The sequence below is a fragment of the Blautia sp. AF26-2 genome (assembly GCF_003460955.1).
GTDB classification, from domain to species: domain Bacteria; phylum Bacillota; class Clostridia; order Lachnospirales; family Lachnospiraceae; genus Fusicatenibacter; species Fusicatenibacter saccharivorans.
On sequence record NZ_QTWD01000008.1, the window covers coordinates 1 to 24,301 of the forward strand.

At 37.8% G+C, this 24,301-nt stretch carries 43 protein-coding genes; all 43 read right to left on the reverse strand.

The features are described from left to right. Nucleotides 1-110: 110 nt before the first annotated feature. Entirely contained in the window at nucleotides 111-440 is a 330-nt protein-coding gene (locus tag DWY63_RS11165; protein WP_117802115.1) for an SLOG family protein, read from the reverse strand. A 114-nt stretch (nucleotides 441-554) separates the two neighbouring features. Continuing rightward, entirely contained in the window at nucleotides 555-710 is a 156-nt protein-coding gene (locus DWY63_RS17985; RefSeq protein WP_158568351.1) for a hypothetical protein, read from the reverse strand. 81 nt (nucleotides 711-791) lie between these two features. Further along, nucleotides 792-1,607: a hypothetical protein gene (locus DWY63_RS11175; protein WP_117802117.1), complete on the reverse strand. Its 816-nt coding sequence runs from the start codon at nucleotides 1,605-1,607 to the stop codon at nucleotides 792-794. 159 nt (nucleotides 1,608-1,766) lie between these two features. Further along, entirely contained in the window at nucleotides 1,767-3,275 is a 1,509-nt protein-coding gene (locus tag DWY63_RS11180; RefSeq protein WP_117802118.1) for a phosphodiester glycosidase family protein, read from the reverse strand. Between the two features lie 134 nt (nucleotides 3,276-3,409). Then, on the reverse strand, nucleotides 3,410-3,799 hold the full coding sequence (locus DWY63_RS11185; protein ID WP_117802119.1) for a hypothetical protein: 390 nt from the start codon (nucleotides 3,797-3,799) through the stop codon (nucleotides 3,410-3,412). Then, the gene (locus tag DWY63_RS11190; protein WP_117802120.1) at nucleotides 3,796-4,065 is read right to left on the reverse strand and encodes a hypothetical protein; all 270 of its coding nucleotides are present in this window, start codon (nucleotides 4,063-4,065) and stop codon (nucleotides 3,796-3,798) included. The genes DWY63_RS11185 and DWY63_RS11190 overlap by 4 nt, the downstream gene beginning before the upstream one ends. Before the next feature lie 160 nt (nucleotides 4,066-4,225). After that, nucleotides 4,226-4,603 (reverse strand): hypothetical protein, encoded by a 378-nt coding sequence (locus DWY63_RS11195; RefSeq protein ID WP_117802121.1) that lies wholly within the window; start codon nucleotides 4,601-4,603, stop codon nucleotides 4,226-4,228. Nucleotides 4,604-4,660: 57 nt separating this feature from the next. Continuing rightward, nucleotides 4,661-4,960 (reverse strand): hypothetical protein, encoded by a 300-nt coding sequence (locus DWY63_RS11200; RefSeq protein ID WP_117802122.1) that lies wholly within the window; start codon nucleotides 4,958-4,960, stop codon nucleotides 4,661-4,663. Nucleotides 4,961-5,160: 200 nt separating this feature from the next. After that, the gene (locus DWY63_RS11205; RefSeq protein WP_117802123.1) at nucleotides 5,161-5,376 is read right to left on the reverse strand and encodes a hypothetical protein; all 216 of its coding nucleotides are present in this window, start codon (nucleotides 5,374-5,376) and stop codon (nucleotides 5,161-5,163) included. 21 nt (nucleotides 5,377-5,397) lie between these two features. Next, nucleotides 5,398-6,276: a hypothetical protein gene (locus DWY63_RS11210; RefSeq protein ID WP_117802124.1), complete on the reverse strand. Its 879-nt coding sequence runs from the start codon at nucleotides 6,274-6,276 to the stop codon at nucleotides 5,398-5,400. Nucleotides 6,277-6,331: 55 nt separating this feature from the next. Beyond that, nucleotides 6,332-6,652 carry a hypothetical protein gene (locus tag DWY63_RS11215; RefSeq protein WP_117802125.1) on the reverse strand — a complete coding sequence of 107 codons (321 nt, stop codon included), beginning with the start codon at nucleotides 6,650-6,652 and terminating at the stop codon, nucleotides 6,332-6,334. A gap of 110 nt (nucleotides 6,653-6,762) precedes the next feature. Beyond that, nucleotides 6,763-7,425 carry a hypothetical protein gene (locus DWY63_RS11220; RefSeq protein ID WP_117802126.1) on the reverse strand — a complete coding sequence of 221 codons (663 nt, stop codon included), beginning with the start codon at nucleotides 7,423-7,425 and terminating at the stop codon, nucleotides 6,763-6,765. Between the two features lie 11 nt (nucleotides 7,426-7,436). Beyond that, the gene (locus DWY63_RS11225) at nucleotides 7,437-7,739 is read right to left on the reverse strand and encodes a hypothetical protein (protein WP_117802127.1); all 303 of its coding nucleotides are present in this window, start codon (nucleotides 7,737-7,739) and stop codon (nucleotides 7,437-7,439) included. A 32-nt stretch (nucleotides 7,740-7,771) separates the two neighbouring features. Further along, a complete protein-coding gene (locus DWY63_RS11230; RefSeq protein ID WP_117802128.1) occupies nucleotides 7,772-9,301 on the reverse strand; it encodes a DNA cytosine methyltransferase in 1,530 nt (509 codons plus the stop codon). Nucleotides 9,302-9,478: 177 nt separating this feature from the next. Next, the gene (locus tag DWY63_RS11235; RefSeq protein WP_117802129.1) at nucleotides 9,479-9,673 is read right to left on the reverse strand and encodes a hypothetical protein; all 195 of its coding nucleotides are present in this window, start codon (nucleotides 9,671-9,673) and stop codon (nucleotides 9,479-9,481) included. 37 nt (nucleotides 9,674-9,710) lie between these two features. Beyond that, nucleotides 9,711-11,171, reverse strand: a complete 1,461-nt coding sequence (locus DWY63_RS11240; RefSeq protein ID WP_117802130.1) for a DNA cytosine methyltransferase — start codon at nucleotides 11,169-11,171, stop codon at nucleotides 9,711-9,713. A gap of 524 nt (nucleotides 11,172-11,695) precedes the next feature. Next, nucleotides 11,696-12,580, reverse strand: a complete 885-nt coding sequence (locus DWY63_RS11245) for a DUF5688 family protein (protein ID WP_117802131.1) — start codon at nucleotides 12,578-12,580, stop codon at nucleotides 11,696-11,698. A 329-nt stretch (nucleotides 12,581-12,909) separates the two neighbouring features. Continuing rightward, nucleotides 12,910-13,410, reverse strand: coding sequence for a hypothetical protein (locus tag DWY63_RS11250; protein WP_117802132.1), 501 nt, complete (start codon nucleotides 13,408-13,410; stop codon nucleotides 12,910-12,912). Then, nucleotides 13,407-13,874, reverse strand: coding sequence for a hypothetical protein (locus DWY63_RS11255; RefSeq protein WP_117802133.1), 468 nt, complete (start codon nucleotides 13,872-13,874; stop codon nucleotides 13,407-13,409). The genes DWY63_RS11250 and DWY63_RS11255 overlap by 4 nt, the downstream gene beginning before the upstream one ends. A gap of 258 nt (nucleotides 13,875-14,132) precedes the next feature. After that, a complete protein-coding gene (locus DWY63_RS11260) occupies nucleotides 14,133-14,417 on the reverse strand; it encodes a hypothetical protein (protein WP_117802134.1) in 285 nt (94 codons plus the stop codon). Nucleotides 14,418-14,649: 232 nt separating this feature from the next. Beyond that, a complete protein-coding gene (locus DWY63_RS11265) occupies nucleotides 14,650-15,591 on the reverse strand; it encodes a DUF1848 domain-containing protein (RefSeq protein ID WP_117802135.1) in 942 nt (313 codons plus the stop codon). Next, nucleotides 15,588-16,010 carry a hypothetical protein gene (locus DWY63_RS11270; protein ID WP_117802136.1) on the reverse strand — a complete coding sequence of 141 codons (423 nt, stop codon included), beginning with the start codon at nucleotides 16,008-16,010 and terminating at the stop codon, nucleotides 15,588-15,590. The genes DWY63_RS11265 and DWY63_RS11270 overlap by 4 nt, the downstream gene beginning before the upstream one ends. An 87-nt stretch (nucleotides 16,011-16,097) precedes the next feature. After that, on the reverse strand, nucleotides 16,098-16,307 hold the full coding sequence (locus tag DWY63_RS11275) for a hypothetical protein (protein ID WP_117802137.1): 210 nt from the start codon (nucleotides 16,305-16,307) through the stop codon (nucleotides 16,098-16,100). A 37-nt stretch (nucleotides 16,308-16,344) separates the two neighbouring features. Continuing rightward, nucleotides 16,345-16,623, reverse strand: a complete 279-nt coding sequence (locus DWY63_RS11280) for a hypothetical protein (RefSeq protein ID WP_117802138.1) — start codon at nucleotides 16,621-16,623, stop codon at nucleotides 16,345-16,347. Nucleotides 16,624-16,647: 24 nt separating this feature from the next. After that, a complete protein-coding gene (locus DWY63_RS11285) occupies nucleotides 16,648-17,091 on the reverse strand; it encodes a hypothetical protein (protein WP_117802139.1) in 444 nt (147 codons plus the stop codon). A 150-nt stretch (nucleotides 17,092-17,241) separates the two neighbouring features. Next, nucleotides 17,242-17,607, reverse strand: coding sequence for a hypothetical protein (locus DWY63_RS11290; protein ID WP_117802140.1), 366 nt, complete (start codon nucleotides 17,605-17,607; stop codon nucleotides 17,242-17,244). A gap of 29 nt (nucleotides 17,608-17,636) precedes the next feature. Further along, nucleotides 17,637-17,927 carry a hypothetical protein gene (locus DWY63_RS11295; RefSeq protein WP_117802141.1) on the reverse strand — a complete coding sequence of 97 codons (291 nt, stop codon included), beginning with the start codon at nucleotides 17,925-17,927 and terminating at the stop codon, nucleotides 17,637-17,639. Nucleotides 17,928-17,968: 41 nt separating this feature from the next. After that, on the reverse strand, nucleotides 17,969-18,178 hold the full coding sequence (locus tag DWY63_RS11300; RefSeq protein WP_117802142.1) for a hypothetical protein: 210 nt from the start codon (nucleotides 18,176-18,178) through the stop codon (nucleotides 17,969-17,971). Between the two features lie 22 nt (nucleotides 18,179-18,200). Beyond that, nucleotides 18,201-18,494: a hypothetical protein gene (locus tag DWY63_RS17870; protein WP_147343066.1), complete on the reverse strand. Its 294-nt coding sequence runs from the start codon at nucleotides 18,492-18,494 to the stop codon at nucleotides 18,201-18,203. A gap of 42 nt (nucleotides 18,495-18,536) precedes the next feature. Then, nucleotides 18,537-18,695, reverse strand: coding sequence for a hypothetical protein (locus DWY63_RS17990; protein WP_158568353.1), 159 nt, complete (start codon nucleotides 18,693-18,695; stop codon nucleotides 18,537-18,539). A 29-nt stretch (nucleotides 18,696-18,724) separates the two neighbouring features. Then, the gene (locus tag DWY63_RS11305) at nucleotides 18,725-19,048 is read right to left on the reverse strand and encodes a hypothetical protein (RefSeq protein WP_117802143.1); all 324 of its coding nucleotides are present in this window, start codon (nucleotides 19,046-19,048) and stop codon (nucleotides 18,725-18,727) included. Nucleotides 19,049-19,060: 12 nt separating this feature from the next. Then, nucleotides 19,061-19,252 carry a hypothetical protein gene (locus tag DWY63_RS11310; RefSeq protein WP_117802144.1) on the reverse strand — a complete coding sequence of 64 codons (192 nt, stop codon included), beginning with the start codon at nucleotides 19,250-19,252 and terminating at the stop codon, nucleotides 19,061-19,063. Nucleotides 19,253-19,290: 38 nt separating this feature from the next. Then, entirely contained in the window at nucleotides 19,291-19,548 is a 258-nt protein-coding gene (locus DWY63_RS11315; protein WP_117802145.1) for a hypothetical protein, read from the reverse strand. Beyond that, nucleotides 19,548-19,856 (reverse strand): hypothetical protein, encoded by a 309-nt coding sequence (locus DWY63_RS11320; RefSeq protein WP_117802146.1) that lies wholly within the window; start codon nucleotides 19,854-19,856, stop codon nucleotides 19,548-19,550. The genes DWY63_RS11315 and DWY63_RS11320 overlap by 1 nt, the downstream gene beginning before the upstream one ends. 44 nt (nucleotides 19,857-19,900) lie before the next feature. Next, nucleotides 19,901-20,197, reverse strand: a complete 297-nt coding sequence (locus tag DWY63_RS11325) for a hypothetical protein (RefSeq protein ID WP_117802147.1) — start codon at nucleotides 20,195-20,197, stop codon at nucleotides 19,901-19,903. 43 nt (nucleotides 20,198-20,240) lie between these two features. Further along, a complete protein-coding gene (locus tag DWY63_RS11330) occupies nucleotides 20,241-20,672 on the reverse strand; it encodes a hypothetical protein (RefSeq protein WP_117802148.1) in 432 nt (143 codons plus the stop codon). Between the two features lie 107 nt (nucleotides 20,673-20,779). Continuing rightward, nucleotides 20,780-20,962: a hypothetical protein gene (locus DWY63_RS11335; protein WP_117802149.1), complete on the reverse strand. Its 183-nt coding sequence runs from the start codon at nucleotides 20,960-20,962 to the stop codon at nucleotides 20,780-20,782. A 33-nt stretch (nucleotides 20,963-20,995) separates the two neighbouring features. Next, the gene (locus DWY63_RS11340) at nucleotides 20,996-21,238 is read right to left on the reverse strand and encodes a hypothetical protein (protein ID WP_117802150.1); all 243 of its coding nucleotides are present in this window, start codon (nucleotides 21,236-21,238) and stop codon (nucleotides 20,996-20,998) included. A 26-nt stretch (nucleotides 21,239-21,264) separates the two neighbouring features. Next, nucleotides 21,265-22,188, reverse strand: a complete 924-nt coding sequence (locus DWY63_RS11345) for a hypothetical protein (protein ID WP_117802151.1) — start codon at nucleotides 22,186-22,188, stop codon at nucleotides 21,265-21,267. Nucleotides 22,189-22,305: 117 nt separating this feature from the next. Next, on the reverse strand, nucleotides 22,306-22,641 hold the full coding sequence (locus DWY63_RS11350) for a hypothetical protein (protein ID WP_117802152.1): 336 nt from the start codon (nucleotides 22,639-22,641) through the stop codon (nucleotides 22,306-22,308). A gap of 9 nt (nucleotides 22,642-22,650) precedes the next feature. Then, nucleotides 22,651-23,019: a DUF3846 domain-containing protein gene (locus DWY63_RS11355; protein WP_117802153.1), complete on the reverse strand. Its 369-nt coding sequence runs from the start codon at nucleotides 23,017-23,019 to the stop codon at nucleotides 22,651-22,653. A 31-nt stretch (nucleotides 23,020-23,050) separates the two neighbouring features. Beyond that, nucleotides 23,051-23,350, reverse strand: coding sequence for a hypothetical protein (locus tag DWY63_RS11360; protein WP_117802154.1), 300 nt, complete (start codon nucleotides 23,348-23,350; stop codon nucleotides 23,051-23,053). Nucleotides 23,351-23,364: 14 nt separating this feature from the next. Next, complete coding sequence (locus DWY63_RS11365) at nucleotides 23,365-23,985, reverse strand: hypothetical protein (protein ID WP_117802155.1); 621 nt, start codon at nucleotides 23,983-23,985, stop codon at nucleotides 23,365-23,367. Nucleotides 23,986-24,301 lie beyond the last annotated feature (316 nt).

Consider the following 24,301-nt stretch of genomic DNA (forward strand, 5'->3'; position numbering starts at 1 on the left):
TTATAGCGGGCCAGCAAAAGTGCTTGCGATACCGCCCTTTGGGGCGAATAGTAACAATAGCCCTTTGGAGGGCTAATAATAAACCACCAGTTGAACTGGTGGTTGCTAACTTAGATGCCTTTTCGATAAGCAGAATAAGAATAACGATAAATACTGTATTGCATAACCTGTTGTAAGCGTTGCTGGTCTTCCATCGTCCACCTTGAGGTATAATGGGGATATGGGAGCAGCAGAATCATCTGGATATAGGGATAATATTGTTTGAAATTCAGAACTTCTTCCGCAGCAACTAAGTCAAACCCATATGAGCCACCACACGCAAAAAAATAGCCTCCTGCATTCAGATAATTCAGAATAGCCTGCTGCAGACGGGGGCGCAAAGCCCACTGTTCATTTAATGATAAGTCTCTGTTTCCGATAAATGTGCATGCTTTAGCCATGTTGATGCTCTCCTTGAAATAATTTCTATATATTTAGTATTGTAAATATAAAATAAAAAAGGTCCTGAATCTTCAAAATGAAGTCAGAACCTTTGTGGCTATGGGGATTTTTGATTATTTGCAGCAAGGATCTGTATCAAGGCAGTCGATCATAGCATCGTAGCCATTTTCACTGTTCTGAAACAGAAATTTACGCGCGTTGCGTTTGTTTGTAAAGTCTTTCTCCGGTACAGATGGGCCGGAAACGATGTAGTGTTTTGGGTTACGCATAAAAAGTTTTTTCAAAAAATTCAGCATAATATAATCCTTTCTTGATAAAAAATATCATTTGAGCATAGTCGTAAAATAGATTTAGTTCCGTGCGGAAGTACATACATCTTCGTATTTGATCGATTTTTGATAATCTTCTGGAGAAATTGGGATAATTTCTGAAATCTCATCAAACTCGGGCCGAACATGTTTTTCAAGGTAGTCCATATCAAAATAGGGCATTTTAAAAGCCAGCGTATCTTCATAATGAGGATTTACCTTGAAGTAAAGTGGAGGCTTTGGCGAATTTTCAATCCTCAGAATTTCCGGAATCGAATATCCAAGATCTACAGGAACCCAGTTATCCTCTTCTCCTTCCGGGATTTTTTCGTCAGGTACAGCACCCATGTTGGCATAAAGTTCTGCCGTAGTTGATTCAGGATATAAGGAAGCAATACGACGTAACGTATCCTCAATGCATGCTGAAAAATCCGATGATCCAAGTACAAAGTTAGCTGGGACAATGCAATGGCAAGGAAAATCAATTCCGATAGCAAAATAAGTTGCCATCTGTTCGCCATCTTTCAAAATAGCATACAAGATATCGTTGTCCAGAGTCCATTTGAACGTGGGGAGCAAAGGATCAATATCCGCATCATTTCCAGTAAGTTCTACGTAAGTGGCACCATATAACATTGCATAATCCAGAATCCGCTCCAGATCAGGTGCGACACCAAGGGAATCAAGCAAATTGTAGTCACGCATATTAGGGGTTACCGGAATATATTGCATACTGTGAATACGGCAGATAGATGACTGTCCATCATGGGAACAGCTATTATCCTGAAAACTTGTGAAATAATAGGTCATTTGTGAAAGATGCTTTCTGTTTAGACGCAAAATTTTAATAGGTTTCATAAATATACTCCTTGACAAAATGTATTTCAGATCTTATAGGTTTCGGTACTCCTTTCATCGTTTATTTGATCTGATGAAAATAGTATGAAAAATTAGCCCGAAAACAAAAATGTCATTATAAATGGGAGAGTTTCCCATCCAATCCAGAGCTATGAATATTTATGGCAAAAAGCTCAGAAAATCGACAACCGGACGTTCATCGTATTGCGCAGGTGTGTTTAATAACTTTCCATTCACGACAAGGGAACTGCTACCGCCGCCGTCCATGCTTCTTGCATAGGTACATCCAAGATTGGCGAAAATACTCTGCAATTCAGCAAAAGACAATCCATTTTTGTACTGTGCCGTTCCGGCAGTAATCATATAATACGCTCCTGGCTGAACCATACCGATTGCTGTTCGGTTATAGTAAGTATTATTTATTTTTTGCTGATTTGCCAAATCTACTTTTTGACCGTCCTGGATTAGCAGTGGATCAGCTGTCCCCCAAATATCTTTGACTCCGGATGCAAGGAGGGTAGAAGCTGAAATTCCAGCCGATGGAGTATAAAACTTTCCAGTGTTGTCCAGGCAGATTTCTTTCCCATTCGTCACACCGTCTTTAAAAATTTTTCCATCTTTAATAAAACATCCAGCGCATACAGGTTGCCCACTATCATATGAAAAATAACTGCCGTTTGTTGTGACTGCTGCTCCTGTACGGCCGGCATATGTAGTCGGATATTCTCTATAGCTGCCCCAACTGTCATTTGATAGTCCGCCTTTGACTTGATTAGATGGATCGTTGACGATAATATGGGTTAAGAAATATTCACCGCTCTCCGTGTATTTTTGCTGAACGGAAACGAAAATACTATCGGTTGTGACATTAGATACACTATTATCTAATTCTGCCTTATAGGTCTCGGCGGCGACGACAGCAGCTGTTTTTTGCTTTGCAGTGATTGTTGATGTATATTCTTTTCCAAGATAGGTAACAGAAATATCATTATTTCCTGCTGCCAATGAAATTGTGTCAGAAATTTCAACATCATCTACAGACAATTCTTTCTTTTCGTTGCCACTATACGTGACTTCATAAGAAAAATCAGATTTTGGATAATCCCCTTCATAGAGAAGTTCTTTACTTTCCATTGACAATTTGCTGATCGTGTTCAGTGGAATCTCATACTGCTCCTCGCCCAGAATAGTCTTTGCAGTTACAGTATGATCATCTGCAGTTAAAATTTCAGGAGTCTTTGTGAGTTCAAAATCGGATACGGCCAGTTCCTTTTGGGTATTATCCGCATAAATAAGCTTCGCAGATATGTCTTCCGAGTGGAAAGAATCTCCTTCGTAGATCGGTCCATCCGCATAACTCCATGCGATATGATCGGCTTTAATAGCTTTTACAGGTACAGATACGGACATATCTCCGTACGTCACAGTAATGCGTTGGATGGACTTAGACAGCTTTTTAGGGCTGATAGAAATGTCTGTTACCGGATTTTTCCTTCCGAGCAGGCTTACAGTGTTTGCATGAAAGCTTTTGGCAGAGACTGCATCGTACTGATAAGGTGTTTTACCAGCGTAAGTAGCTTCCAATTTGCATGGAATAAACCATGCGGCAGATAAGGCAATGCCTAGAAGGCAAATACCTGTTCCAATAATAAGTTTTTTGTGTCTCAATTTTTCATACCTCCTATTGTATTTGTTGTTCAAATATAGTATTGAAAACACAATGGGATTTTTTGAAAAATTGAAAAAGGTTCCGGAAACACATGCATCTGCAGTGTTCCCAGAACCTTTCTGAATAGTGCTTTTTACTTGTTTTCCAGCAATTCTTCAATACGATCACATAATAACTCAAAAGCTGAAGTACCGGCTTTTCCACTCTTTAAAACGGCTTCTCTGAGCGCTTCTACTGCTTCGGGTTCTGTCGTACAATCCGTATTATCAGAAATGCAGGTGTAAATTCTGCATGCAAGCTCATAGTCGGCAGCCCTTTCAGGATCTTTACCAATCTGTTTGCAGAGATCCAAATAATTCTCAATGGATTGGTGAAACATTGCGTTGACCTCAAGAATGGATCTTCCATGAAAATTCAAAGAATCAGAAATGCAGCGGACCTCACCTACATAGATCTTATCTTCTGGTTCGTATGATATATCAGCAGTGTATCCTTTATAGTTTATGGAAAAATTGATTTTCATAAGCTGCTCCTTTCTGTAACAATTTTTTCTCTACGAGACATATTGTCCCGAATAATACCATAATTAAGCTCTTCAGGCGATTTTGAATGATATTCCTGGAATCGCTGGCGGGCTATGTCGGAACTCTCTAAACCGGAAAATCCGCCGGAATATTCCTTTTTTGTGTTATAGAACTTCAGATCGAAGCCTTTTCGAGTAAACGAATCCATATTATCATGCATGATCTTCTGAAACGAAACAAGGCATTCTCCATAGAGTGTTGCCATCTGACGGATTCCTTCTACGGAATTACCCAGCGTTTTTATGGTACCTAAATGAAGCGTGTCTATTTTGTACGTAATAGACCAGGCTCCGCGGATAGAAAGATCCAGATAATATCCCTCGTTATATCCCGGAGAAAGGACAAAAAGTGGATCAAATTCGTATTTAATTTTCTAAAATATAATTATGGTCAAAATTCCCTTGAGAATTAAATGTACTAATCATATCAAAAATATTATTGCGAAGCATGGTTAAAATATCGCTTGATAGATGACAAATCATTTCTGTATATTCATTATATTCATCATCTTTTAATAGACAATGACAACCTAGCCACTTATTTTCTGCATTTTTTCTGATCCAATTTGAGTCAGTTGAAAATGATTCATAAACTTGGTTTTCAAGATTTACTTCATGTTCAGAGTTGGGGTCATCTTTTAAGAACCATTGAAAGTTTCCTAGTTCATTACAGGCTGTATGACATACTAAATAAAAGTCTGCATTTTTATTTTCTCTTGCAATTGTTATAAATTTTTTTTGCATATTATTTGTCTCCTTTTAATTATCTTCGCCTTGAGCTATCATCAGTTAAATCCTTATTTAATCAAATCTCTTATCGTATTTTTTATCTTCTACAAGGTCAACATCTGTATAATTATCAAGGCATTTCTCATAATGCCCCTCTTGCTTAGTAATTCCTGAATATGTTTCATACGGATTAGGAAGATTATGTTTTTTACAACATTCATAGCAGATTACAAAACTTCTAGTTTTTTCTCTATTTCCATATGGTTCATTATCTGTATGATACCTAGCAAAATTTTGAAAAGGTGTCATAGATAACAGCGTTGCCGTTCTATCACAGTCTTTTCCACAAAAATCACATATAGCGTGTATCATGCTCATTACCTCTCTTTCTACGCTAAATTCGTATTGTATACTCCTTTCCTATTATTAATCTGATATTAATAGAATTGTAAAAAAAGCACACGATAAAAATAAACTTTAATTTTTATCATGTGCTATAAAACAGGTTATGTTTTATGTGAAAAATATTCAATACATTAAAGATTTATTTGTTCTATTACTTCAGAGGTACATTAAATTTTATGCTGCTCCACATATTCCCAGGAATAGCTTTCAAGCTCCTCTTCTCCTTTGTAAAAAAGAATCACATGTTGATATCCTTCTTCTTTTAAGTCATTGGCTTTCTGCTCGCAATCTTCCAACGTGTTAAAATTGTCTTCGATCCATGGTTCACTGACAGAAAAGCCATTTCCGCTTTTATCGGCATAAGCAATGCAAACATCTTTCATGGCTGCCTCCTTATTGAATTTCTATTCTTTTAATGATTTCACAATCATTTTTACATTTTGCGCATCACCGTTATGTGCTTTCCGGTGGTGCGTAGTTTCTTTAATATATACAGTTTTTCCGGACTTATATGTCCGCATGTGTCCGCGGGTCTTCCAAGCGTCTACGTGAAAATTCCGCATTGTACAAGGCTTTCTGGGGGCATGCTCTGCCTTAATGGAAATATCACCCACAATGCGAACAGGACGCTCTGCATTTGAAGTACCTACTGGAGCAGTTTGGGGTAAAACGGCCCCTTTTTTGACCGAAGATTTGGGACACGAAACCTTATTTTTAACCAGTTGGATAGATAAAAATATGGTATTCACAAGGAACGGCCGGATAAGAGTTGCTTCATGCTCGTCAATATTTTGTTCTTTCCATGAATTTTTTAACAGAGTTGCATATTCTCTTTTGGCCTGATCCCATATATTTGCTTCAATCTTGTTCCATCCGACAATTTTATCGTTAAGAAGGAAAAGAAGATCTTCACTGGAATATTCCTTTTGGCAAATGATCTCGCACCCTTCTATCCCCGATGTTGAATTTAAAACATACTTTACAGTTCCAGATGGTCCGCAGCTCCAAATCCCATCGTTTAAAAAGTAATATCTCAGATAAACAGAGATGAAATGTTCAGATGAATTTACTTCCTGTAATTTCCAATAGATATATTTTCCCTTACTATACCAGTAAACCCCTTCATTATAACATGGAATTGCATAGTAAAACAACTGTTCATGAGGAATGGATCGGGACAATTCAACATAGGAATGTTTTGCGCGAATGCCATACTCTTCCGTATCATAAAATGCGCGAATATCTATTAAATTGCACTGTTTTAGCTGCCGAAATGTCATCATATAGCCATTTTCCATAAGTGCGCGGTTATATTTGGGCAATAAATCACTTTGTTTTTTATGCTTCTTTTCTTAAACACGCCGCTTTTGGCGCTTTAACGTCAAAGGCTGAAGAAGAAATAAATCCCTTCGAAAGATAAAATGTAAGGTAGTTTTCTCCGGTATTGATCCGTTCAGTCTCTGTATTGTTCAGAACTTCTTTCCATGAGCTACCCTGCTCATCTGCAAGTTTACGTGCCTGATCAACAATCGATGCAAAAATGGAACAATACGGAAACAGGCAGTCGCTGCATTCCATACAGCCATTTTTATGTAATACTCCATGGTATTTTTTGCAATCACAGTTGATAGCGGTTACTAAATTCATATATCCATTCATAGCAATATCCTTTCTGCTTACGCGATTAAAGACACAATTAATGCCAATGGCGTTAATTGATGAAATATGGCGTCAAAAATGGCATTAGTCTGTGAGGCTAACAAACTTATCTACTCTTTTTCTAAGTATTTTTTGACTTCTGCAGCCTGCTCGTCCGTAAGAGTCATTTTCTCCCCGTCTGGATAGATAGCATAACTTCCGGTCTTACCATATAACTTATGATTCCATTCATGCCCCTTTAAAAAGTCCGGGACATCTGAACTTTCTGAAGACTGCTTATGCGTCTCGATCCATGCCTTTTTTGCTTCTAAAGCAATTTGGTAATGGGCAAAAGAGAATAAATTCTGCTCGGGAATAACACTTTCGGCTCCAATGGAGATCGCTTTCGCAATCTCATCTTTAAGCTGGTCTTCTTCTATAATTTTGTTCCAACATAAAGGCCGCCGTTCTACTGAATAAAAATCAGTTGCAGACGTTTTTTCACGCCATCTGTAGCCGCCTAATAATTTGATTTTATCTTTGTATGGTCGTGTATTTCCCTCGAACCATAAGCTTAATAAAATGCTTCCATTTTTTTCACTGATATAAGGAAGCACACTGGCATTGAGTACAAATGGCTTACTTGCTTTAAGCTCTTGCATCTCTTTTTTATAGCATTCCTTGCACAGACCCTGTGTCTCAAAATACTTGATTTTTCGCTCACGCTCCGAATTTTTTCCGCCCAAATCAACGGTGACTTGGTGTCCGCAGCTCATCAAAATAGTATATTTCATAATTTTTTCTCCTATTGTATGGGTGAGATATTTTTTTGAGCATTGTAATGCTCTTTTAATGAATCCAATAATGCTTCTCTTTCTTTTTCTGCTTGTGGCAGGTCAATTTCGAAGAAATCGGCAAGCAGCTTATCAACATTGATATAATCTCCTGCGCCTGAAACATCTGCGAAAACACTTTCTCTTGGACGTTTCTTTTCAAAAGCAGAATAATTCTTCAGAAAATACTCCAAAAAATTTCTGCATAAATCCATCTGATCCTGAACTTCCAACAACTTATCTAATGCTGGAGTTTTAATTTCATTCATATTCATACGTTTTTCCTTTCCTTGTGTGGAAACAATATTTATGCAAATTTCAACTGTCCATTGCGCTCAGTTTGGATTCTGTCTGGGCGACAAATGGGCTGCCTTTCTGCTTTGCACAGTTCAGGAAGATTCGCTTTTACAAGGGCGGCTGGTATGGGTGGGCAAACGGCATTGCCACATCTTTTAACCTGCTCTGCTCTCTGATAGGTCTTTCCCGTATAGTCATGATCGATGATATAATCACTTGGAAAGCCCTGGCATCCATAAAGTTCCTGTGGTTCCAGCATTCTCAGCCCAATATCTACGATTTGATAATCCGTTCCTGAAATTGTAACAAGCCCGAATTTATCTTTGGTAGTTATGACATTTAATGGTTCTTTCAGGTCTCCTTCGCTACGATTTCCATAGAATTTCAAAAGAAAGGCTCTTACTTCACCGAAATGTCCGTCTCCGGCTGTGATGGTAGGAAGAGGATTCCGAATGTCCTTTCCATCGCAGTGATTATTCATCTGAACAAGAGTTGCAGCCACAATGCTGTTATGATCCCATGCAGTAACAGTAGGTAATGGATTTTTCATGCATTCTCCTGCTCCTTTATATCCTCCTGAATAATATTTGTGCAAAAATGCAGAAGTTTTTCCTGATTTGCAGGGAGCAAGCGTCGGCCGCACAATTCCATACCCATTTTTCGCTGTGATTGTAGGGAGCGGGATGTGTAAATCCCCTGCTTTCCGATCTCCACCGTGGTTGCATTGGACAAGAAAAGGTTCTGGGTTCTCTAAGATATATTTTTGGATTCCTCTTGCAATCCGCTCCATCGTTTTTGGAGAAAGCGGTCTTTGCGCACGGATGCCATATTTTTCCTTAATTTCTTCTGCCGTATCAAAAATACTTGGGCAAGGACGCTGAAAGTCGATTTGCGTGTAGGCTCCCAGATATGGCTTTAAATGCCCATTTTTGACTTCTGGGCTATCAGCCGGCGCATGCGTAGGTGAGGGCCATACAATAGGCTTTCCGTCGCATCGAGCAATCAGAAAAAATCTCTTTCGGGTTGTAGGTGCGCCATAATCAGCAGCAATCAGCTCTCGATATTGAACCTCATATCCTAAATCATTGAGCTGATGAACAAATTTCTGAAATGTTGTGCCGCGTTTGGCTTTGATTGGATGATGCTGCCTGTTAAGAGGCCCCCATCCTTTGAATTCCTCTACATTCTCCAGCATAATAACTCGCGGACGTACTAATCCCGCCCATCTGCAGGCTACCCAGGCCAAGCCACGGATGTTCTTATCCTTGGGCTTTCCGCCTTTTGCTTTGCTGAAATGTTTACAATCTGGTGAAAACCAGGCAAGCCCTATTGGACGTCCATTGCAAACCTTAACAGGATCTACCATCCATACATCTTCGCAATAGTGTTTTGTGTTTGGATGATTGGTCTGGTGCATTCGAATTGCCTCTGGATCGTGATTTATAGCAATATCAACGCTATAACCAGTAGCAAGTTCAATGCCTGTACTTGCCCCGCCACCGCCAGCAAAGTTGTCAACGATTAATTCTCCGTTGATCATGTTAATTCTCCTTTTTTGACAAAATGTATTTCAGATCTGATTTGTATACTCCTTTCCTCGTTTATTGATCTGATACTGATAGAATTAGAAAGACTGTAAAAAACAAAAAATGCAGGTCTTTTTGGGGGCGGTATTTGCAATAAGAAAAGGGGATGCTGCTCGCACCCCCTGGGTTGTTTATTTCGTTTTCCGATATCCGCGTTCAATATTTTCGTCTCTTGGAACGAAATAAGGATATCCATGAGAATCATACTTTAATTTCAGATATACTTTTTCTGTTCGATGTGTCTTGGGATTGTCCAGAAGTGCATATATCTGGGATGCTTTCGGCGGCTGACGTTTCAGCTTTTGAAATAATACTGTCCATAACATAAAATTTTCCTCCTTCTATTTAACATTCAAATATGTACTACACACTAAGGATCGGATCGCAATGATACCGGAGCAGGGCTTCTTTAGTGACCTTTTTGATCAGACTACCTATTGCGTAGGTACATCCGTTTCCACACTGCTGCTGACGTTCCCCGATCGTTCCATGAAATTCGAAACGCTGATCAAATCCCATTAAGGCAGAAGCTTCTGCTACAGTTAATGTTCGGTTTTCTGTTGGATGAATAATGGGGAGCTTTCTCCAATTGACAATGGTAGGAGATACAGAATCATAATCCAGTCGATAGTAGCGATCTGAATGCATAGTTTTATTATCACGAAATTCAGGAATGTCTTTGAAATTATGTCCGGGCCGGACGAGAGCCATTCTCTTCTCTGTTTCCGGACGGCTTGTAGTTACATCAAAGTAGTTATACCATTTGGATGTGACTTTGGATAATGCTTCACGGACCGTATGGAATGGGTATAATTTGAGCTGTGGAAGCTGAATTTTACCGATACGAGATCCGATAATGATCGCCCTTTTTCGGGTGGTATATCCGCCAATATCGCAGTCTCGTACAATGTTGGATGTGATTGTATACCGATGGCTCAATTTTTGCAGCACTTTGGAAAGAAATTTTCCGCTTTCACAGGTGATAAATTGCGGAACGTTTTCAATTACAAAAATTTCCGGATAATTTTCCTGTGTGATGCGAATATATTCATCCACAAGATCAACATCTTCATGATTCTCCATTCTTCTCCTTCGATTACTGGAAGAGAATGGTTTACAGGAAGGCCCGCCTATGATCAGGTGCTGTGGAGGGATCTTTCCCGAAACTTCCCGGACATCACGGCACACAATATGATTTCCTATGTTATGTCGATACGATTCACAGGCAGCCGCATCAGAGTCACATGCGTAGTTGATTTCAAAGGCCGGGTCCAGATGAAATGGCCAGTCCAACATGCCTGCTCCTGAAAATAAAGACATAACAGAAAATACAGATCGTACTTCCTCATTAACGGTTGTATTCCAGTCAGAAAATCCGATGGAATCCAAATATTCCGCAATGCTGATTTGCCCTTCAATGCCAGCGGCAGCCTTTAAAACTACTTTGGATACGCTGAGTTCAGCAAGGACACGTTCAATGGGAACGATTTTGTCCTTAATACTGCGGATGCAGCGTACGATAATTTTGTCCTGCAGAACCTCCATTTCCATATGACTGCATCTGGAAACTGCATCGCGTACTTTTTTACTCCTAAGATCAAATAGGGCATTTATGTTGGCTCCAGATCTCTTTTTGGAAATTTTAAGGCCGCTCTTAGAAGGGCGAATGATAATGCAAGTTGGGCGGACTTCATAAATATAATGGCCGCCGGGATAATATTGTTCGTTTGGTGTTATAGAGAAGGTTAATCCTCTATTTGATGAATGCAATTTTTTCATTTTTTCTCCATGGACATATTGTATTTCAGATCTGTTATTTGACATACTCCTTTCTGCTTAAATTGATCTGATATAGATAATATTGGAAATTGCGTGCAAAATAACATGCTTCTATCAATCAAGATCCATCAAGAAACATTTGCAACTCATTGCATTTCGGACTTGAATATGTTATATTGAAAATAGTCAACCTACGAAGAATAAAGCTGGGTTCCCGAATGGGAGTAGGTACTTTTGTACTTAGAATCCTTTGCTCCATAGGTTGACTATTTTTTTGTTTTGAAACATTTTGTATTTATTCGTTTTTTTGCAAGCATCATAAGATACTCTTCCACTGCGGCTAAAATGACATCCACATCGGTTCCTGTCCTCGGAACATGTATCTGCAACGCATTTCTGTACATCACCGTATCAATATGAGACTCCTGGAAAATAATCCTTGAAAACTGCGCGTCGCATTCTTGTTGCTTCAGTGATGAAGTTAGGCGCGCAAATTTTTTTGAAAAATAGACAAAAGCACGGCTGATACATTATGCCCGCCACATTTTATTGGATGATCTAACTCTTAACTATTTGATGATAGTAGAAAAGTTCCCTTCCGTCCGATCGAACTTATAAATAGAAGTTCCAAGAACCGTTGCTTTTGGAGCAAATTTTCGAAGAGCAGAGTACAAAATAGGAGCGATCTCATCAACGGAGCATGCCGTGAACGTTGCTGCCGGGACAACCAAAACATGATAAATGCTTAACTGTAAAACGTAAAGATCATCCTGTAAATAATTTGCCAGCTTCTGAAAATACTCAGAGAACAGCAAAACAGCATTTCTGTGTTTTTCACAGGAAACTATATAAGAATTTGCCAAAATCGGATTTTGTTGAATGGTTTTTGGCTTCGGTTTTTGAAGTTTAAAATCAGAATCAGAGATATTTCTTCGCACTGCACTATCAAGTTCTGCTGCAGTAATTTCCAATTCGCTCATCATTGCACTGGAGACGACACACATACCTCCCCCAAACGCTGTAACATCAAGGTCTAGCATGTATAATACAGTAAGGTCAAAAAAGGTTTTTGACGGTGCCGCAAACGGTAAATGTTCGCATGCTGCAGATGGAAACATCTGATAAAAAACATGATCTAATATATACTTTTTCGAGAGGCAAGACGAAAAGTCTGTTTTGTCAGCCTCGGACTCAGCTTCAAAAAATGTATTGATGATTACAGACGCAGCTCGATTCATGGAAATTTCATTCTGATTGACCGCCTTTACAAATGGATCAAGCGCAATAACAGGGACTAAGCTGTCTCCCGCTGCCTTTTTTACGATTTCAATGAAATACGTTGAGTCGAACTCTTTGAGGGATTCCTCAAAATGTCGTGTGGAGATCGAAACTTTATACTGATCTCCTAACATTGCTGCTACGGTTGCCACAAGTTGTTTTCTGGTCTTTTCCATATTTTTTTACCTCTTAATGTGTATTTCAGAACGTTTTAGTGCATGTACGTCTGATATTTATAGAATTGAAAAAAAATGGAATTGTAATTTTCACGTACGAAAAATATTTTTAGACAAAAAAACACGGCAGATGCATTATTTATGCTGCCGTGTTTTTTTGTGATTATCAGATGTTATGTTATATCCGTCTATATCATATCGCCTCGAGTAAAATAAAAACCCCGGAGTTTGCCTACCTCCGAGGTTTTTGCTACTTATTATGAAAATAGCACTTCATTTTTAGTATCTATCCATATACATTATAGCATATGAAAGCAAGAAACGCAATATTACAAATACGGTAATTCTATGCCAGAACATACGTTTTCACCCCGAAAACAATCCCCGCAATACTCCCATATGCCAGCCTCGACTTTCTTAAATGTAGCATAGGTGGGCTTTTCGAAACCATTTTCTGCAATTCGATGTGAGACAGGTTCTCCAATTTGAGAACAATCACTTCTCGTGCAGGCAGGGGGCAGCATACCAAGAAGCTCATCCAAAAGATCTTCTGTAATATAGCATCCCACTTCGCACGCATCAAGTCCAAAATAATGTTCCCGGTCAATGAGTTCTCTCCCATTGATAATAATACTCTCGCTCAATGGAACACCTTCATAGTCTGCTTCCCGGATAATGAGTTCTTCGTGGAACCATGGGTGTGATTCATAATTCCGTTTATATATTTCGGCAATATGGCGTTTTGGAAAAATCTGGGAATTGCCAGCTATTATGTCGTATCCCTTTATATTATATACAACTTTATAACCTTTAAGGGTTTGTAGCATCATAAGTCATCCTCCATTTCGGCAGATACGGTAAGCTCCCTTTTCATAGCATCGCAGATTCGTAAAATATGTGAGTAACCGTCGGATTGGCTCATCGTCAATTGAGCAGCAATTTTTTCGATTTCACTCACATAGTCATTTAACCATTCGGCGTTATCTAATGCAGTCGGCATATCTTCCAAAAAGTTATTGAATTTATCAATATCTTCGTCGGACAATACCCCATTTACCCCATTTCCGATGCTGTTACGGCATTTTACAATGCCGCCCAGACAAAAGTTGTCAACATGTCCATACTGACACAAATCTCTGGCCAACATCAGATCACCATATAATTCTAAAAACTTGGCGTTACTTTTCTCTTTGGCAAGCTGCTCATGAAACATATTGCAAATGAGAACAAGTTCTGATGCACTTAAAGTTACGTTTGCATTAGCGTTTTCCTTCGAAATACTTTGAATGTTCATTTTCGTTCCTCACTTTTCTTTTTGAATTGTCACTTTTGGATTAACACATTTCCCAATATTGTATTAACCGATCGAATTAACCATTGGATTTATTTGCTTTTTCACGGCTCTTTAAAAATATGAATCCTTCGCGGGAATACGATGTCATTGTGATTTTTTCTCCTACGAGTATCGTTTTATAACGCTGTTTCTCTAACTGCTTTTTTGTACGAAACAAATTTAGATTTTTAAGCATAACATTTACCCTTCCATATCCTTTTAGGACCTATAAAACGGTGCAATACCACATTGTTCCTTGAAAGACCACGTAGACTGGTAATCGACAACATTGCAGCAGGTTCCGTCTGCAAAACGGACATATTCAGCATCCAAGTGTTCTACATAATCATCCAGAACACGATTTGGGTAGGGGCTGCAGATGATTTTTCGTCGTCCAATATGCAAAATTTCGTGTGTAATAAGATTTACCTTGCACGGTGACTCAAGAATCGTCCTTCCGTCATCCCATTTAGTAATGTATTTTGCTCTTACTTCTGCTTTCATGGCAGTTTCCTCCGTTTTCCTTTTCAATTTGTATTTTTTCTCTTAAGATCCGTTCTACTTCGGGTGTGGATTAGATAATCCAGGTAGTTTTCAGTACACATTTGTGCCATTTTGTATTCGTATTCTCTGGATTTTATCTGATATTTTTCTCATGCCAAATTATTAGAGCCAAAATAGAGCCATCACAATTTCTATTTTTATTTCCCTCGCAACTTAAATATTATCTAAAAATTCAAATGTCAAAAATGCTTATCTGTGTTTCCTTTAACGACACAACCTTTCTAGTACTAATCTTATCATCTTTTTCTATATGACCACATAAAAGTGGTGACAAAGGATCATACTTTTGGAAATTAGATCCCACACTTTTTGCACTATAATTCGCATAACAATATACACATCCGTTTTTACATGTATTATATGTACCTACCTCAACACTTTCTACACAGCCACATTCAATACGCTGATTTTTGTCTTTATTTATCTTTAATTTGCAACCTATAATTTTTTCAATTAATTCCTTATCAATACAGGAATTATGAATTATTCCATATTCATCCAAATCAATTTTTTCAGCACAACTTCCAATTTTGATATGATTTTCTTTTGCTATATTGCTTAATTCTTTTGCAAATCCCCGTAATTCACTATCGCTCAAATCATAACTTAACAAATTATCCATATTTTTCTTATTCTTAGGATAAATATCCAAAAAACTGATTACACATTTTTCCGTATATCCACTTAATGCCTCTGCAATACTTCTAAATGCTTTTAAATGATATTTGGCATTATACCTATTACTAAAAAAAATAGGATCATATCTCCAAACCACCTTTTCTTTACCTATTCTATTTGATAATTCTTGAAAAATAGGAATGACTGATGTTTTTTTATTTGGCAAATTTCTCTCCACATCATTTCCGTACCCTGTAAGTGTGAACTGAAAATAATAATTATACGCTTCTAGTTCGTCTAATCTCTCCATCATCGGCAATGGATTTTTAGTCCAAAACACAATACAGTCTACCACATCTGGCGATATTTTAATTTCACTTATTTGATGAAAATTCATTGGATTACGAACATATAAAAATCCCTCTTTTAATCTATTAAAAAACCATTCAGAATAATAATTCGGAATATCTGTTCTTCTACTTACACTCAAAATCATCTAATCACTTCTTTCTGCTCTTTTTTTATGAGTATCTGTGCACTAGCACAACTGTCAAATGGATTATATGCCTTTCTTATTTCATCCGGAATGTCATCAAAAATAAGACAATTCCTTTTATATTCATCCCCATATTCAAAATGTCTGTCTTTATTGTTGTTATTAAAATGCATTCTCCTAACTATCTTTGGATTACTAATTTTTGATTCTAATGCATCAAAAAATTCTCTTCCACCATTATATGCTTTGCTTAAATTTATGTCGTTACATAAAATATAAATCGGCTTTTCACCACATGCATTTAAAAAAGTCGCCAACTTATCAATAAACTGATTTATCTCATTGGCAAAATCGGCCGTTACCACTGTTGGGGTTCCTGCCAATGCATTCATCACAACTTCAATCCCTTTCTCTGTCATAGCTGATCTCCTATTCCAATGTTATTTTTAATACTTTTCATAAGTAATAAAAGCAAGCGATAATATTACCCGGGACCATAAAAATTTTTATGCTCCGTAGCTCCTAGTGATTCCGTTCAGGGCAAGCTTTAGGGGCATATGCTCTTTGTTCATCTCTGATAGCACAATCAGGAGCAGTACAGTTTTTGCAACGTGGAACAGGTGTGTAGCGATATTTATTTCTACACTTGGCAGAGCAGAATAGTTGGTCAGTTCTGCTCTGTGTAAATGGCCTGCCACAATTCCAACATATACCATAACATTTTTTCAATTGACGTACCATCCTTTTACATGATCATTGTTTTATATGCTCTTCGAAAACAGCTTTTGCTTTAAACGCAATATCTTTGCAGTCATCAACCCAGTCATCATATTCGTCCATAAACAGCTCATATGCATACCCTAGGTTTCCGCTTTCTCTCCAAACATAATATCCAACTAATAGTTCAGGTGAAGTGAAGAATTTGAAAAAGATGTCTTTTTCCAAAAAACTTGTTTCTCCATCTTCTTTTTCAAGCTCAATTTCATTTTCCAGCTCTTTCCATCTTTGCAAAAAAAGTTTTTGGTAATCCATATGTTACTCCATTTCCAAATTTTTTTATATGCCAACTTTCAATCCCATTGACTTCTCCCATTCTTCAACGAGGCAATTAATAATATCATTTGGAATATCCACATCGGCAAATTTTCCATCATACACCCAGTCATAAGCAGCGCTCCATCGATCACTATGCAGCCATTCTGCCTTACCTATCCATTTATGAAATTGGTTATTCTTGAAAGAACACCAATCTTCATAGGTACTGGTTTTTTTTAGAAAATTTTGGGCTTTTTTAACCATTTCCATATCTGCAACAGGAAAAGCCTTCTTTTTAATATCAGGATAATCCCCGTTCCATCCATCCCATTGTGAAAATATGATTTCTCCGTTTTCATCGTAGACTTCACAACCTAATCTCAATGCTTCTTTTACGGCATCTTTTAAAGAGGAAAGGTTATTTGCCTTTTCGGTCCCATACCAATCGTAACATCGGTATTTCATGATTTTTCATCTCCTTGACAAATTGAATTTCAGATCGATGTATTATTATGCTCCTTTCTTTAAATTGATCTGATATTCTTAGAATGTAAAAAGCGCGGACAAACAAAATGGCCGGGAATTCCCGACCATTCTGTATTGCCATGGTTTTTTTTATTCGACCTCGTATGAGTCCCATAATTCTTGTAAAGTCTTTCCGGTTTCTTGCATACAATATTCTTCCATTTTATCTAAGATGATTTCCTGCTCTTCCTCCGTTAAACGCCAATCAACAAGACGTTTGCAGCAGTCATCAAAGGAACGCAGACGGTATTCAGCATGGACTGATTCATTAGGAGTCCAGCATACATCAAAGCTAATCCAAGTATTATCCTTTTTGATAGTTGTTCCAAAATACTTATCAACATCAAACAACAGGGTACACTCGGCAGCAATCACATTATCTTCAACGCTAATCTTATTAGCGAAGCAAATATTTTCTTTTGTAAGATTGATTTCTCGCACATTTTTTTCTCGCATAGTTTTTCCTTTCTGAAATTATGACTTCATCATGCTTCATAATCGCCACAATAATTTGGGTTAATTTCATCTTCATATGCGTTAATAATTTCGCCATTTTGAAGTTTTACTTCATACATACAATTTATTTCATATCTCCGTTTACCATCTTCATTTCTATCCGTATCGTCCAACAGCTCCCTATCATAATCTTTTTCCGTGAGTTCCTTTATTACCTTTTCAACTCTCATACCATCATATTTTTTTAGATCGCTATCTGAACTAAAGAATTTATTGCCAGCGAGCTTTTTCTTATAACTTTCAGTTCTGTATTCTCTCATGATTTCTGCTCCTTTTTATACTATCACCTACATTTCTAAATTTATTTTCGTTTCCAGTTATTCGGCATTTTATGCACAGGTTTTCCTGGTTTGTAAGATTCGTTATTTTCGGAAATTCCAACAAACCGATTTTTATCTCCATTCAGATGCTCATGAATAAAATATTCTTTTACCGTCTCCATATCAGCATCGGCATCAACAAGATTTGCGCAATCAACTCCGTTGAGCATAAAACTTACATTGTATAACATGATTTTCCTCCATTTTCTGAAATCATCGTTTCATTACTTCTTCAATTTCTATAAATATACTACCTGACCTTATATCTTCTATTTCAATCAACCTATATTTTTTCCTGTTGTATTTTCTCAACGGATAACAAAGCAATAGCGTTACTTTATTAGAAATTCCTTTGTTATCAGTAGGAGTAGCATCAATGCAAGATCCACAAGAGCCGTCTTCTTTTGACCATCCGCGACCTCTTGTAATATGGTAAGAATTAAAATCCACATCATAGTTTAAATCTTTTTTGATTTTTTGTTTAAAATTATATTGTTCTTCTGTCATGTTATTCTCACAACCTTCCGTTGAAACTCTTGTTTTATCTCACTATGCTAAAGAAACTCCGCCTGGAAATCTATATAGTGGGAGTGGTTCTTCCCCTGGGTTTGTGTTTTGTACACCACATAAAACTCCTCTATATTCCCCATGCCATACTTCTAGTTCCCAATTATACTTTTCTGCAAATTTTTTCAGCTCTTCATTCATTTTAATTTCCTCCAAATTCATCGTTTACATCAGCTTTCAAGAATTGCCGTCATACACCAATTAATCCGTTCTAACAGTAAACTTCTACATTCAACAAGCTCTTTATCAGACATATCAAGCAAATCTGCTTGTAATTCTTTAAGCTGTTCGCGTAAAAAATCGTTATTTCCAGTATCAATTACATTTCCATTTTCATCCTCAGTGTAGTCATACTCCCAATCGCCTGATCCGGCATTTATAAATTCTCCGCCATCTGTGTTCTCCGCAGTTTCTTTTGCTTCTTCTAAGGAGTCAGCTTCTACATTCAGATACATAGAATTTGTTGATTTATACATAACCGTAAATTTTGACATAAAATCTTCTCCCTATTCTATAATTTTTCCATTCTCATTATCTGCAACATCAAGATCCCAGGCGTCTCCCTCAAAACCAGTAACTTCATTCAGGAGATGCATGGCTGCTTCTCTTGATACAGCTCTTACGACATATATACATTCATTACCATGTCTTCCGATAAACAATGTTTTTTCTTCTTCCGCTTTGATTAGTTCTTTCATGCTAGATTCCTCCAGAAATTAATAATAGGCTTCTCTTTTTAAACGCCGCTTTCTCGTTTCTGCAAACCTTTCAGATATTCGATTAGTGTACCGAAATCAGTATACCCGGCAGGGTTAATTGGTCGCCCATTCCACTCAGTATAAAATACACACGCATCGTTTGACGGAACGAATTCACAGTCCCCATTCCAATCATCTAAAATATCCTGAATAGATTTTGCTTTGATTAAATATTTTTCGCCGGCGGCATTTGCTGTAATGATAATGATATCCTGATGAAAAAAGAATGTTTCCATTATGCACCTCTTCTCTTCAGGCAGGCCCGACACATGCATTCATCCGCAACAATCATCTCCAGATCGTTTTTCTTATCGCAAACAAATCTATCAATGTTATATTTCCATCCATGACTCAGCACAATTCTATCTGACTTATCCCAGTATCCCAGTTTTTTCATTCCGGTCACAGAACCACTTTTGTCAAGGTTGGGATGCACACTGATGCCAAGACCAGTGGAACCATCTTCAATCCAAGCAATCCCATTATTAGTATCTCTATAAAGTTTTACATATGGCCTAATTTCTTTAATTAATTTCTTTGCCACAATATTATCCTCTTTTCTTGTCAAAATAGTAAAATCGCCGCTTCCTATGCTTCCTTTGTGGAATAATATTTCACGATCTTTTTGAAATTCTTGTCATTAGCATAGGCAACTCTAGGTTTTGTCCCGTTTGAATTAAATTCTGTTACACTTGAAATGGCATATCCCTGTACAGATAATTCTGCCAGATATACAAGCAAATTTAATTTACATCCGAGACTATCAAGCTGAATCTCTTTCTTTAATTTTTGTACTTCTTCGTCATAATTGTCATCTACTTCAACAATCATTTCAGAAGCATATGTATTGATTTTATATAATCTGTTATTGATTTTTCTCACCATATTATTTTCTCCTCAAAAATGCTGTCCGCGATTGGTTATAGAATCACCAATCGCAATCGTCGTTTGCTGCCCAATATTTGATTTCTAATTTCTCGTCCGTGACACAAGAAATATATTTCATTAGGATCGCTTCGTATTTTTTCTGACCCATATTTCTTGTCTTTTCATTGTAATACCATGGAGTATCTACGGATAATCCAAGGTATTGCACGCCATCTACGGTATCGCATGAGATATTAATGCCTTCAATATTTTCAATAATTTCTTTCAGGCAAGCGGCTGCTCCATAGTTCCCGCAGCCATCATCAAAATTGGAAAGAAAATTGCCGAAGGTACCGTCATTTTTTGTTTTATCAAGAAAATACTTTTCGGCAATATTGCTTGCATTCGTTTTCTGAAGAATTTCGAAGAATCTTTCAGCCTTCTGTTCATTATATTTTTTGATGTCTGAAATTTTTACGCCATAAATTAACATATAATTTTCTCCTATCTGTTTTATTTTACATCCGGCAGGACATAGAGATTCACTCCACCTGCCGGACATCTTGCCTTTCGGCATGCTTTGATCACATTTTGTCTATGTCATTCTTCTGAGGATTCAAAAACTAATTTGTATTCATGGAACCATTTTCGAACTGCTTCTACATCAGCAGAAATAACACAGCCATCCGTAAGCAGATACTCTGTTCCGCTGGATTGAGCCAGCTCCGCTTCCATTCGCTGCAGGATGCTCTTATTGTCTGGAATATTCGTTCTTTTGCTCATAGATATCCTTTCTCTATTAAACTATAAAGTCTTTTAGTGCTGACCAACATAGCCGGGATAATAAGCATCTGCAAGTGTGCTGACACGCTTTTCTGTACGAGTTCCGCCGTAATCCCAAAACTCGTACTCCTGCAGTACGCCGTCACTAAGCAGATATTCTCTCCATAAGCTTTTAGGATGAGACTGTGCTTTTTCCAGCGTCATTCCATACAGTTCATATACCTTTCCGTATTTTTCGGATAAGATCTTGGTAACATGGAAGTCAATTACGTTCATTCTCTTATTCTCCTTTGAAATCGTTTTTAAGATTTAAGATCTGCTACAGCCAGAGATGCCGTTTCCTCAATGCATTTCTGCAGATATTCATCAAAAGAAATATCTGTAAAGAATAGAAACAGATCTTTTACGGCCTGTTTATCGCCTGAACGCCGATAAATATTGAAAAGTTCCTCAGATGTTTCGGTGAGCTGCATATCTACCTTACTAAATAAATCTGCCAAGATGGTATCAGGATCGGTAAAGGCATCCGGATTCGTCGAATGCATTGAAAAAACTTTCTTCTCAACGGCATCCAATAAAGAAGCTGTTTTGGAAGGTTCCTTTTGGGAAGGATTGAAAAGTGACGGAAACATGAGCTTTGCCACTCCGCCGCTGTATCTTTCATCAAACCATGCCCAGATTTCTTCCTGATCAGTTCCAGCAGGAAAGTTAAACCATGGTTCAGCAAGTACAAGACGGTCTTCAGAATCCGGATCAAATGGGACATCCGTTAAAGATTTCCATAAATCTTCCAGTAACAAATCTGAAGATCTGTACTTTTTAACAGGAACTACTTTTCCCTTGTCGTTAGAAGCAAGAATCCAAATCTGCTCATAAGCTGGGAAAGGGAAACTCACTTTGGTGGCTGCCGCAAAAACCGCATCATCTAAGCTCGAAAAGAACTTTTTTGTCCCTTTGGGCCAGAGGAGCAGATAGGAATCTTCAAGCTCTAAATTCGGTAAATCATAAATGGTAACCGCCCATTCAATGCAATCGTATTCGGTATAGCCATTTCCACTTGTATAATGCGAATACGCCAGTTCAGCGTAGTCTTCTGCTTCTTCATCTGGTAATCCATAGACTGTGATTAATTCGTTTCTCATGAAACTCTTGATATGTTCAGCATGAGCCTCCATGATTTCTTCGTCTGTTAAGACAATTTCTTTTCCATTTCTGTAAATTTTCATATAATTTTCCTTTCGATACAATGTTTTTCAGAACGTATATTTAGTTACTCCTTTCTTTGATAATTTGTTCTGATACAGATAGAATAGAAAATTCTTCCAAAAACAAAAGCCGGGAGCTTATGCCCCCGGTTTTATCTCTTTTTTCAATGCTTTCAAGAAATCTTCTTTGCGTATTGTTTCCGATGAATACTTATTGAGATAGTCCAAAATATTTTTCTTCCCGGATATAATACTGAAAAATGCACTTTGCGCTTCTGCTGCGCTCTCAAAGTCAAAGCTGACGCGGAACAACTTTCCCTTTTTGGGATATGTTCGGCCATTATTGCAAATATTATTTTGTGCAACGGGATATAAAGCGATCGTTGCATTTTTTGCTGCCTTATATTCGCAGGACCAATCCTCTAAGTGAATAAGTATTCCATCAGGAGAATGTTCGCGCTGAAGTATTGTCATTTCATATCCTCAAATAAATTCTACATCACAAAGCAACGTATAATGGTGTATTGGACCTGATCCTTTTGTAACAACATGCATAAAATGCTTTTTCAGATGCTGAATTTCATCAAATGAGATTTCATGCACATCTTCATCTCCGCCTGAATTTCCCATGACAATGAGATTTCCCACCAGCATTGGCTGGCCATCATTATTTACAGCAGATACCAGTGCAGGACGCTTGGAAAGACCCTCATCATCGCAAATGATCTCATACTCTCGGTCACCGATAGTACGAGATACAATATCTATCGTCTGGCAGTGAATGAATTTTTGATAATCCTCCAGATCAAATACATCTACAGAGTGCGTTTTTCCTTCAATAACATCAATCAAATATCCTCTCACATTACATTCCTTTCTTTAATTAAATCAGCTGAATAATGCATCCACGATCCCCGGAACGATATACCCGAATTGCATCTGCAGAGAATTTTCGAACAAAATGATCATCATCATAGATGCGCATCCATGTGTTGAATTCGCAGATGAGTTCATAGTGATCTGGAATGTGTGTTTGTCCATTGACAATATAAGCTGAATAAGTTCCATCTTCCCCGAAAAAAAGTTTTTTAAACTGAAATCCTTTTCCACGTTCAAAACCGGAAAGAATTAAGATGCCGATATCACTGCTGCCAATGTGTTCTGTGTTCTTTTGATAATCCATTTTAAAAAATCTCCTTACATATAATCAAAAATAGAAAGTTGTCCCACGGGAAGTGTTTCCTTGCTTTCAAAAAAAGGTTTCTGCGTCTCATTCGGTGCTGTTATGACCGCCTTTTCACGGCTGGAGCAGCGACCTGTAACGGTAATGGTCTTCTCTATCTTATCCGTAACAGGATGCTGTTTTAGAATTGGGAAATACTCATTTCTGCGCAGAATATTACGCAATGCAACCAGTTCTCTTGATCCCGAGTTAAAAGAAACTTTTAAAGCACAGAGTTCCTTTTCAAGTGCGCTTTTTACATCGGGATCGTTCTCATTCCCAGCAGCATCTGTAAGGGTAAGGTAAAGATTCTGGGCATCTTGCATAATTTCACCTTTTTTTGCCATGTAATCATCTGGGACCACTGGCGGAAGCTCTTTATGATACGCTTCCGGATAGTCTTTTGGCTCTAAAACTTCTTCACACTGTTCTCTATAGTACAAAATATGATTTCGTACCAAGTTCAGGTTAGTCCCGTCACACCAGAAGGGATCACTGCCGCCATTCTTATACAGCAAATCCCAGCGTTCATAAGCTTTTTCGAGATTTTCGACCAATAACTGCCGAACATCTTTAAATTCTTTTTTCCTGGCCATAAATAATACCTCCATTGACATATTGTTTTTCAGACATTTCCTTATTTAGTTCTCCTTTCGTATGAATTTGCCTGATATGATAAGTATTGTGAATGGGCAGGAAAACAATCGGATCAGAAAAGCAGAAAATCAGAACATGTGTGCGGCGGACACAGAAAGAGCAGAAGCAAAAGAATATTCTCCTGCCTCTGCTATCCAATATTTCCTTTAGTTTTGTTGTAACCGCGTGTATATCCAGAATATTTGGCTATATTATCGCGCTCGAGAGCATTCAGGGAACGATACCCACTCCCTTTAAATGGAATCGTATGAATGT

Coding starts and splice junctions, on each gene's coding strand:
- DWY63_RS11165 (WP_117802115.1), bottom strand. CDS start 440: ATGGCTAAAGCATGCACATTTATCGGAAACAGAGACTTATCATTAAAT.
- DWY63_RS17985 (WP_158568351.1), bottom strand. CDS start 710: ATGCGTAACCCAAAACACTACATCGTTTCCGGCCCATCTGTACCGGAG.
- DWY63_RS11175 (WP_117802117.1), bottom strand. CDS start 1,607: ATGAAACCTATTAAAATTTTGCGTCTAAACAGAAAGCATCTTTCACAA.
- DWY63_RS11185 (WP_117802119.1), bottom strand. CDS start 3,799: ATGAAAATCAATTTTTCCATAAACTATAAAGGATACACTGCTGATATA.
- DWY63_RS11190 (WP_117802120.1), bottom strand. CDS start 4,065: ATGGCAACACTCTATGGAGAATGCCTTGTTTCGTTTCAGAAGATCATG.
- DWY63_RS11195 (WP_117802121.1), bottom strand. CDS start 4,603: ATGCAAAAAAAATTTATAACAATTGCAAGAGAAAATAAAAATGCAGAC.
- DWY63_RS11200 (WP_117802122.1), bottom strand. CDS start 4,960: ATGATACACGCTATATGTGATTTTTGTGGAAAAGACTGTGATAGAACG.
- DWY63_RS11205 (WP_117802123.1), bottom strand. CDS start 5,376: ATGAAAGATGTTTGCATTGCTTATGCCGATAAAAGCGGAAATGGCTTT.
- DWY63_RS11210 (WP_117802124.1), bottom strand. CDS start 6,276: ATGATGACATTTCGGCAGCTAAAACAGTGCAATTTAATAGATATTCGC.
- DWY63_RS11215 (WP_117802125.1), bottom strand. CDS start 6,652: ATGAATGGATATATGAATTTAGTAACCGCTATCAACTGTGATTGCAAA.
- DWY63_RS11220 (WP_117802126.1), bottom strand. CDS start 7,425: ATGAAATATACTATTTTGATGAGCTGCGGACACCAAGTCACCGTTGAT.
- DWY63_RS11225 (WP_117802127.1), bottom strand. CDS start 7,739: ATGAATATGAATGAAATTAAAACTCCAGCATTAGATAAGTTGTTGGAA.
- DWY63_RS11230 (WP_117802128.1), bottom strand. CDS start 9,301: ATGATCAACGGAGAATTAATCGTTGACAACTTTGCTGGCGGTGGCGGG.
- DWY63_RS11235 (WP_117802129.1), bottom strand. CDS start 9,673: ATGTTATGGACAGTATTATTTCAAAAGCTGAAACGTCAGCCGCCGAAA.
- DWY63_RS11240 (WP_117802130.1), bottom strand. CDS start 11,171: ATGTCAAATAACAGATCTGAAATACAATATGTCCATGGAGAAAAAATG.
- DWY63_RS11245 (WP_117802131.1), bottom strand. CDS start 12,580: ATGGAAAAGACCAGAAAACAACTTGTGGCAACCGTAGCAGCAATGTTA.
- DWY63_RS11250 (WP_117802132.1), bottom strand. CDS start 13,410: ATGATGCTACAAACCCTTAAAGGTTATAAAGTTGTATATAATATAAAG.
- DWY63_RS11255 (WP_117802133.1), bottom strand. CDS start 13,874: ATGAACATTCAAAGTATTTCGAAGGAAAACGCTAATGCAAACGTAACT.
- DWY63_RS11260 (WP_117802134.1), bottom strand. CDS start 14,417: ATGAAAGCAGAAGTAAGAGCAAAATACATTACTAAATGGGATGACGGA.
- DWY63_RS11265 (WP_117802135.1), bottom strand. CDS start 15,591: ATGATTTTGAGTGTAAGTAGAAGAACAGATATTCCGAATTATTATTCT.
- DWY63_RS11270 (WP_117802136.1), bottom strand. CDS start 16,010: ATGACAGAGAAAGGGATTGAAGTTGTGATGAATGCATTGGCAGGAACC.
- DWY63_RS11275 (WP_117802137.1), bottom strand. CDS start 16,307: ATGGTATATGTTGGAATTGTGGCAGGCCATTTACACAGAGCAGAACTG.
- DWY63_RS11280 (WP_117802138.1), bottom strand. CDS start 16,623: ATGGATTACCAAAAACTTTTTTTGCAAAGATGGAAAGAGCTGGAAAAT.
- DWY63_RS11285 (WP_117802139.1), bottom strand. CDS start 17,091: ATGAAATACCGATGTTACGATTGGTATGGGACCGAAAAGGCAAATAAC.
- DWY63_RS11290 (WP_117802140.1), bottom strand. CDS start 17,607: ATGCGAGAAAAAAATGTGCGAGAAATCAATCTTACAAAAGAAAATATT.
- DWY63_RS11295 (WP_117802141.1), bottom strand. CDS start 17,927: ATGAGAGAATACAGAACTGAAAGTTATAAGAAAAAGCTCGCTGGCAAT.
- DWY63_RS11300 (WP_117802142.1), bottom strand. CDS start 18,178: ATGTTATACAATGTAAGTTTTATGCTCAACGGAGTTGATTGCGCAAAT.
- DWY63_RS17870 (WP_147343066.1), bottom strand. CDS start 18,494: ATGACAGAAGAACAATATAATTTTAAACAAAAAATCAAAAAAGATTTA.
- DWY63_RS17990 (WP_158568353.1), bottom strand. CDS start 18,695: ATGAATGAAGAGCTGAAAAAATTTGCAGAAAAGTATAATTGGGAACTA.
- DWY63_RS11305 (WP_117802143.1), bottom strand. CDS start 19,048: ATGTCAAAATTTACGGTTATGTATAAATCAACAAATTCTATGTATCTG.
- DWY63_RS11310 (WP_117802144.1), bottom strand. CDS start 19,252: ATGAAAGAACTAATCAAAGCGGAAGAAGAAAAAACATTGTTTATCGGA.
- DWY63_RS11315 (WP_117802145.1), bottom strand. CDS start 19,548: ATGGAAACATTCTTTTTTCATCAGGATATCATTATCATTACAGCAAAT.
- DWY63_RS11325 (WP_117802147.1), bottom strand. CDS start 20,197: ATGGTGAGAAAAATCAATAACAGATTATATAAAATCAATACATATGCT.
- DWY63_RS11330 (WP_117802148.1), bottom strand. CDS start 20,672: ATGTTAATTTATGGCGTAAAAATTTCAGACATCAAAAAATATAATGAA.
- DWY63_RS11335 (WP_117802149.1), bottom strand. CDS start 20,962: ATGAGCAAAAGAACGAATATTCCAGACAATAAGAGCATCCTGCAGCGA.
- DWY63_RS11340 (WP_117802150.1), bottom strand. CDS start 21,238: ATGAACGTAATTGACTTCCATGTTACCAAGATCTTATCCGAAAAATAC.
- DWY63_RS11345 (WP_117802151.1), bottom strand. CDS start 22,188: ATGAAAATTTACAGAAATGGAAAAGAAATTGTCTTAACAGACGAAGAA.
- DWY63_RS11350 (WP_117802152.1), bottom strand. CDS start 22,641: ATGACAATACTTCAGCGCGAACATTCTCCTGATGGAATACTTATTCAC.
- DWY63_RS11360 (WP_117802154.1), bottom strand. CDS start 23,350: ATGGATTATCAAAAGAACACAGAACACATTGGCAGCAGTGATATCGGC.
- DWY63_RS11365 (WP_117802155.1), bottom strand. CDS start 23,985: ATGGCCAGGAAAAAAGAATTTAAAGATGTTCGGCAGTTATTGGTCGAA.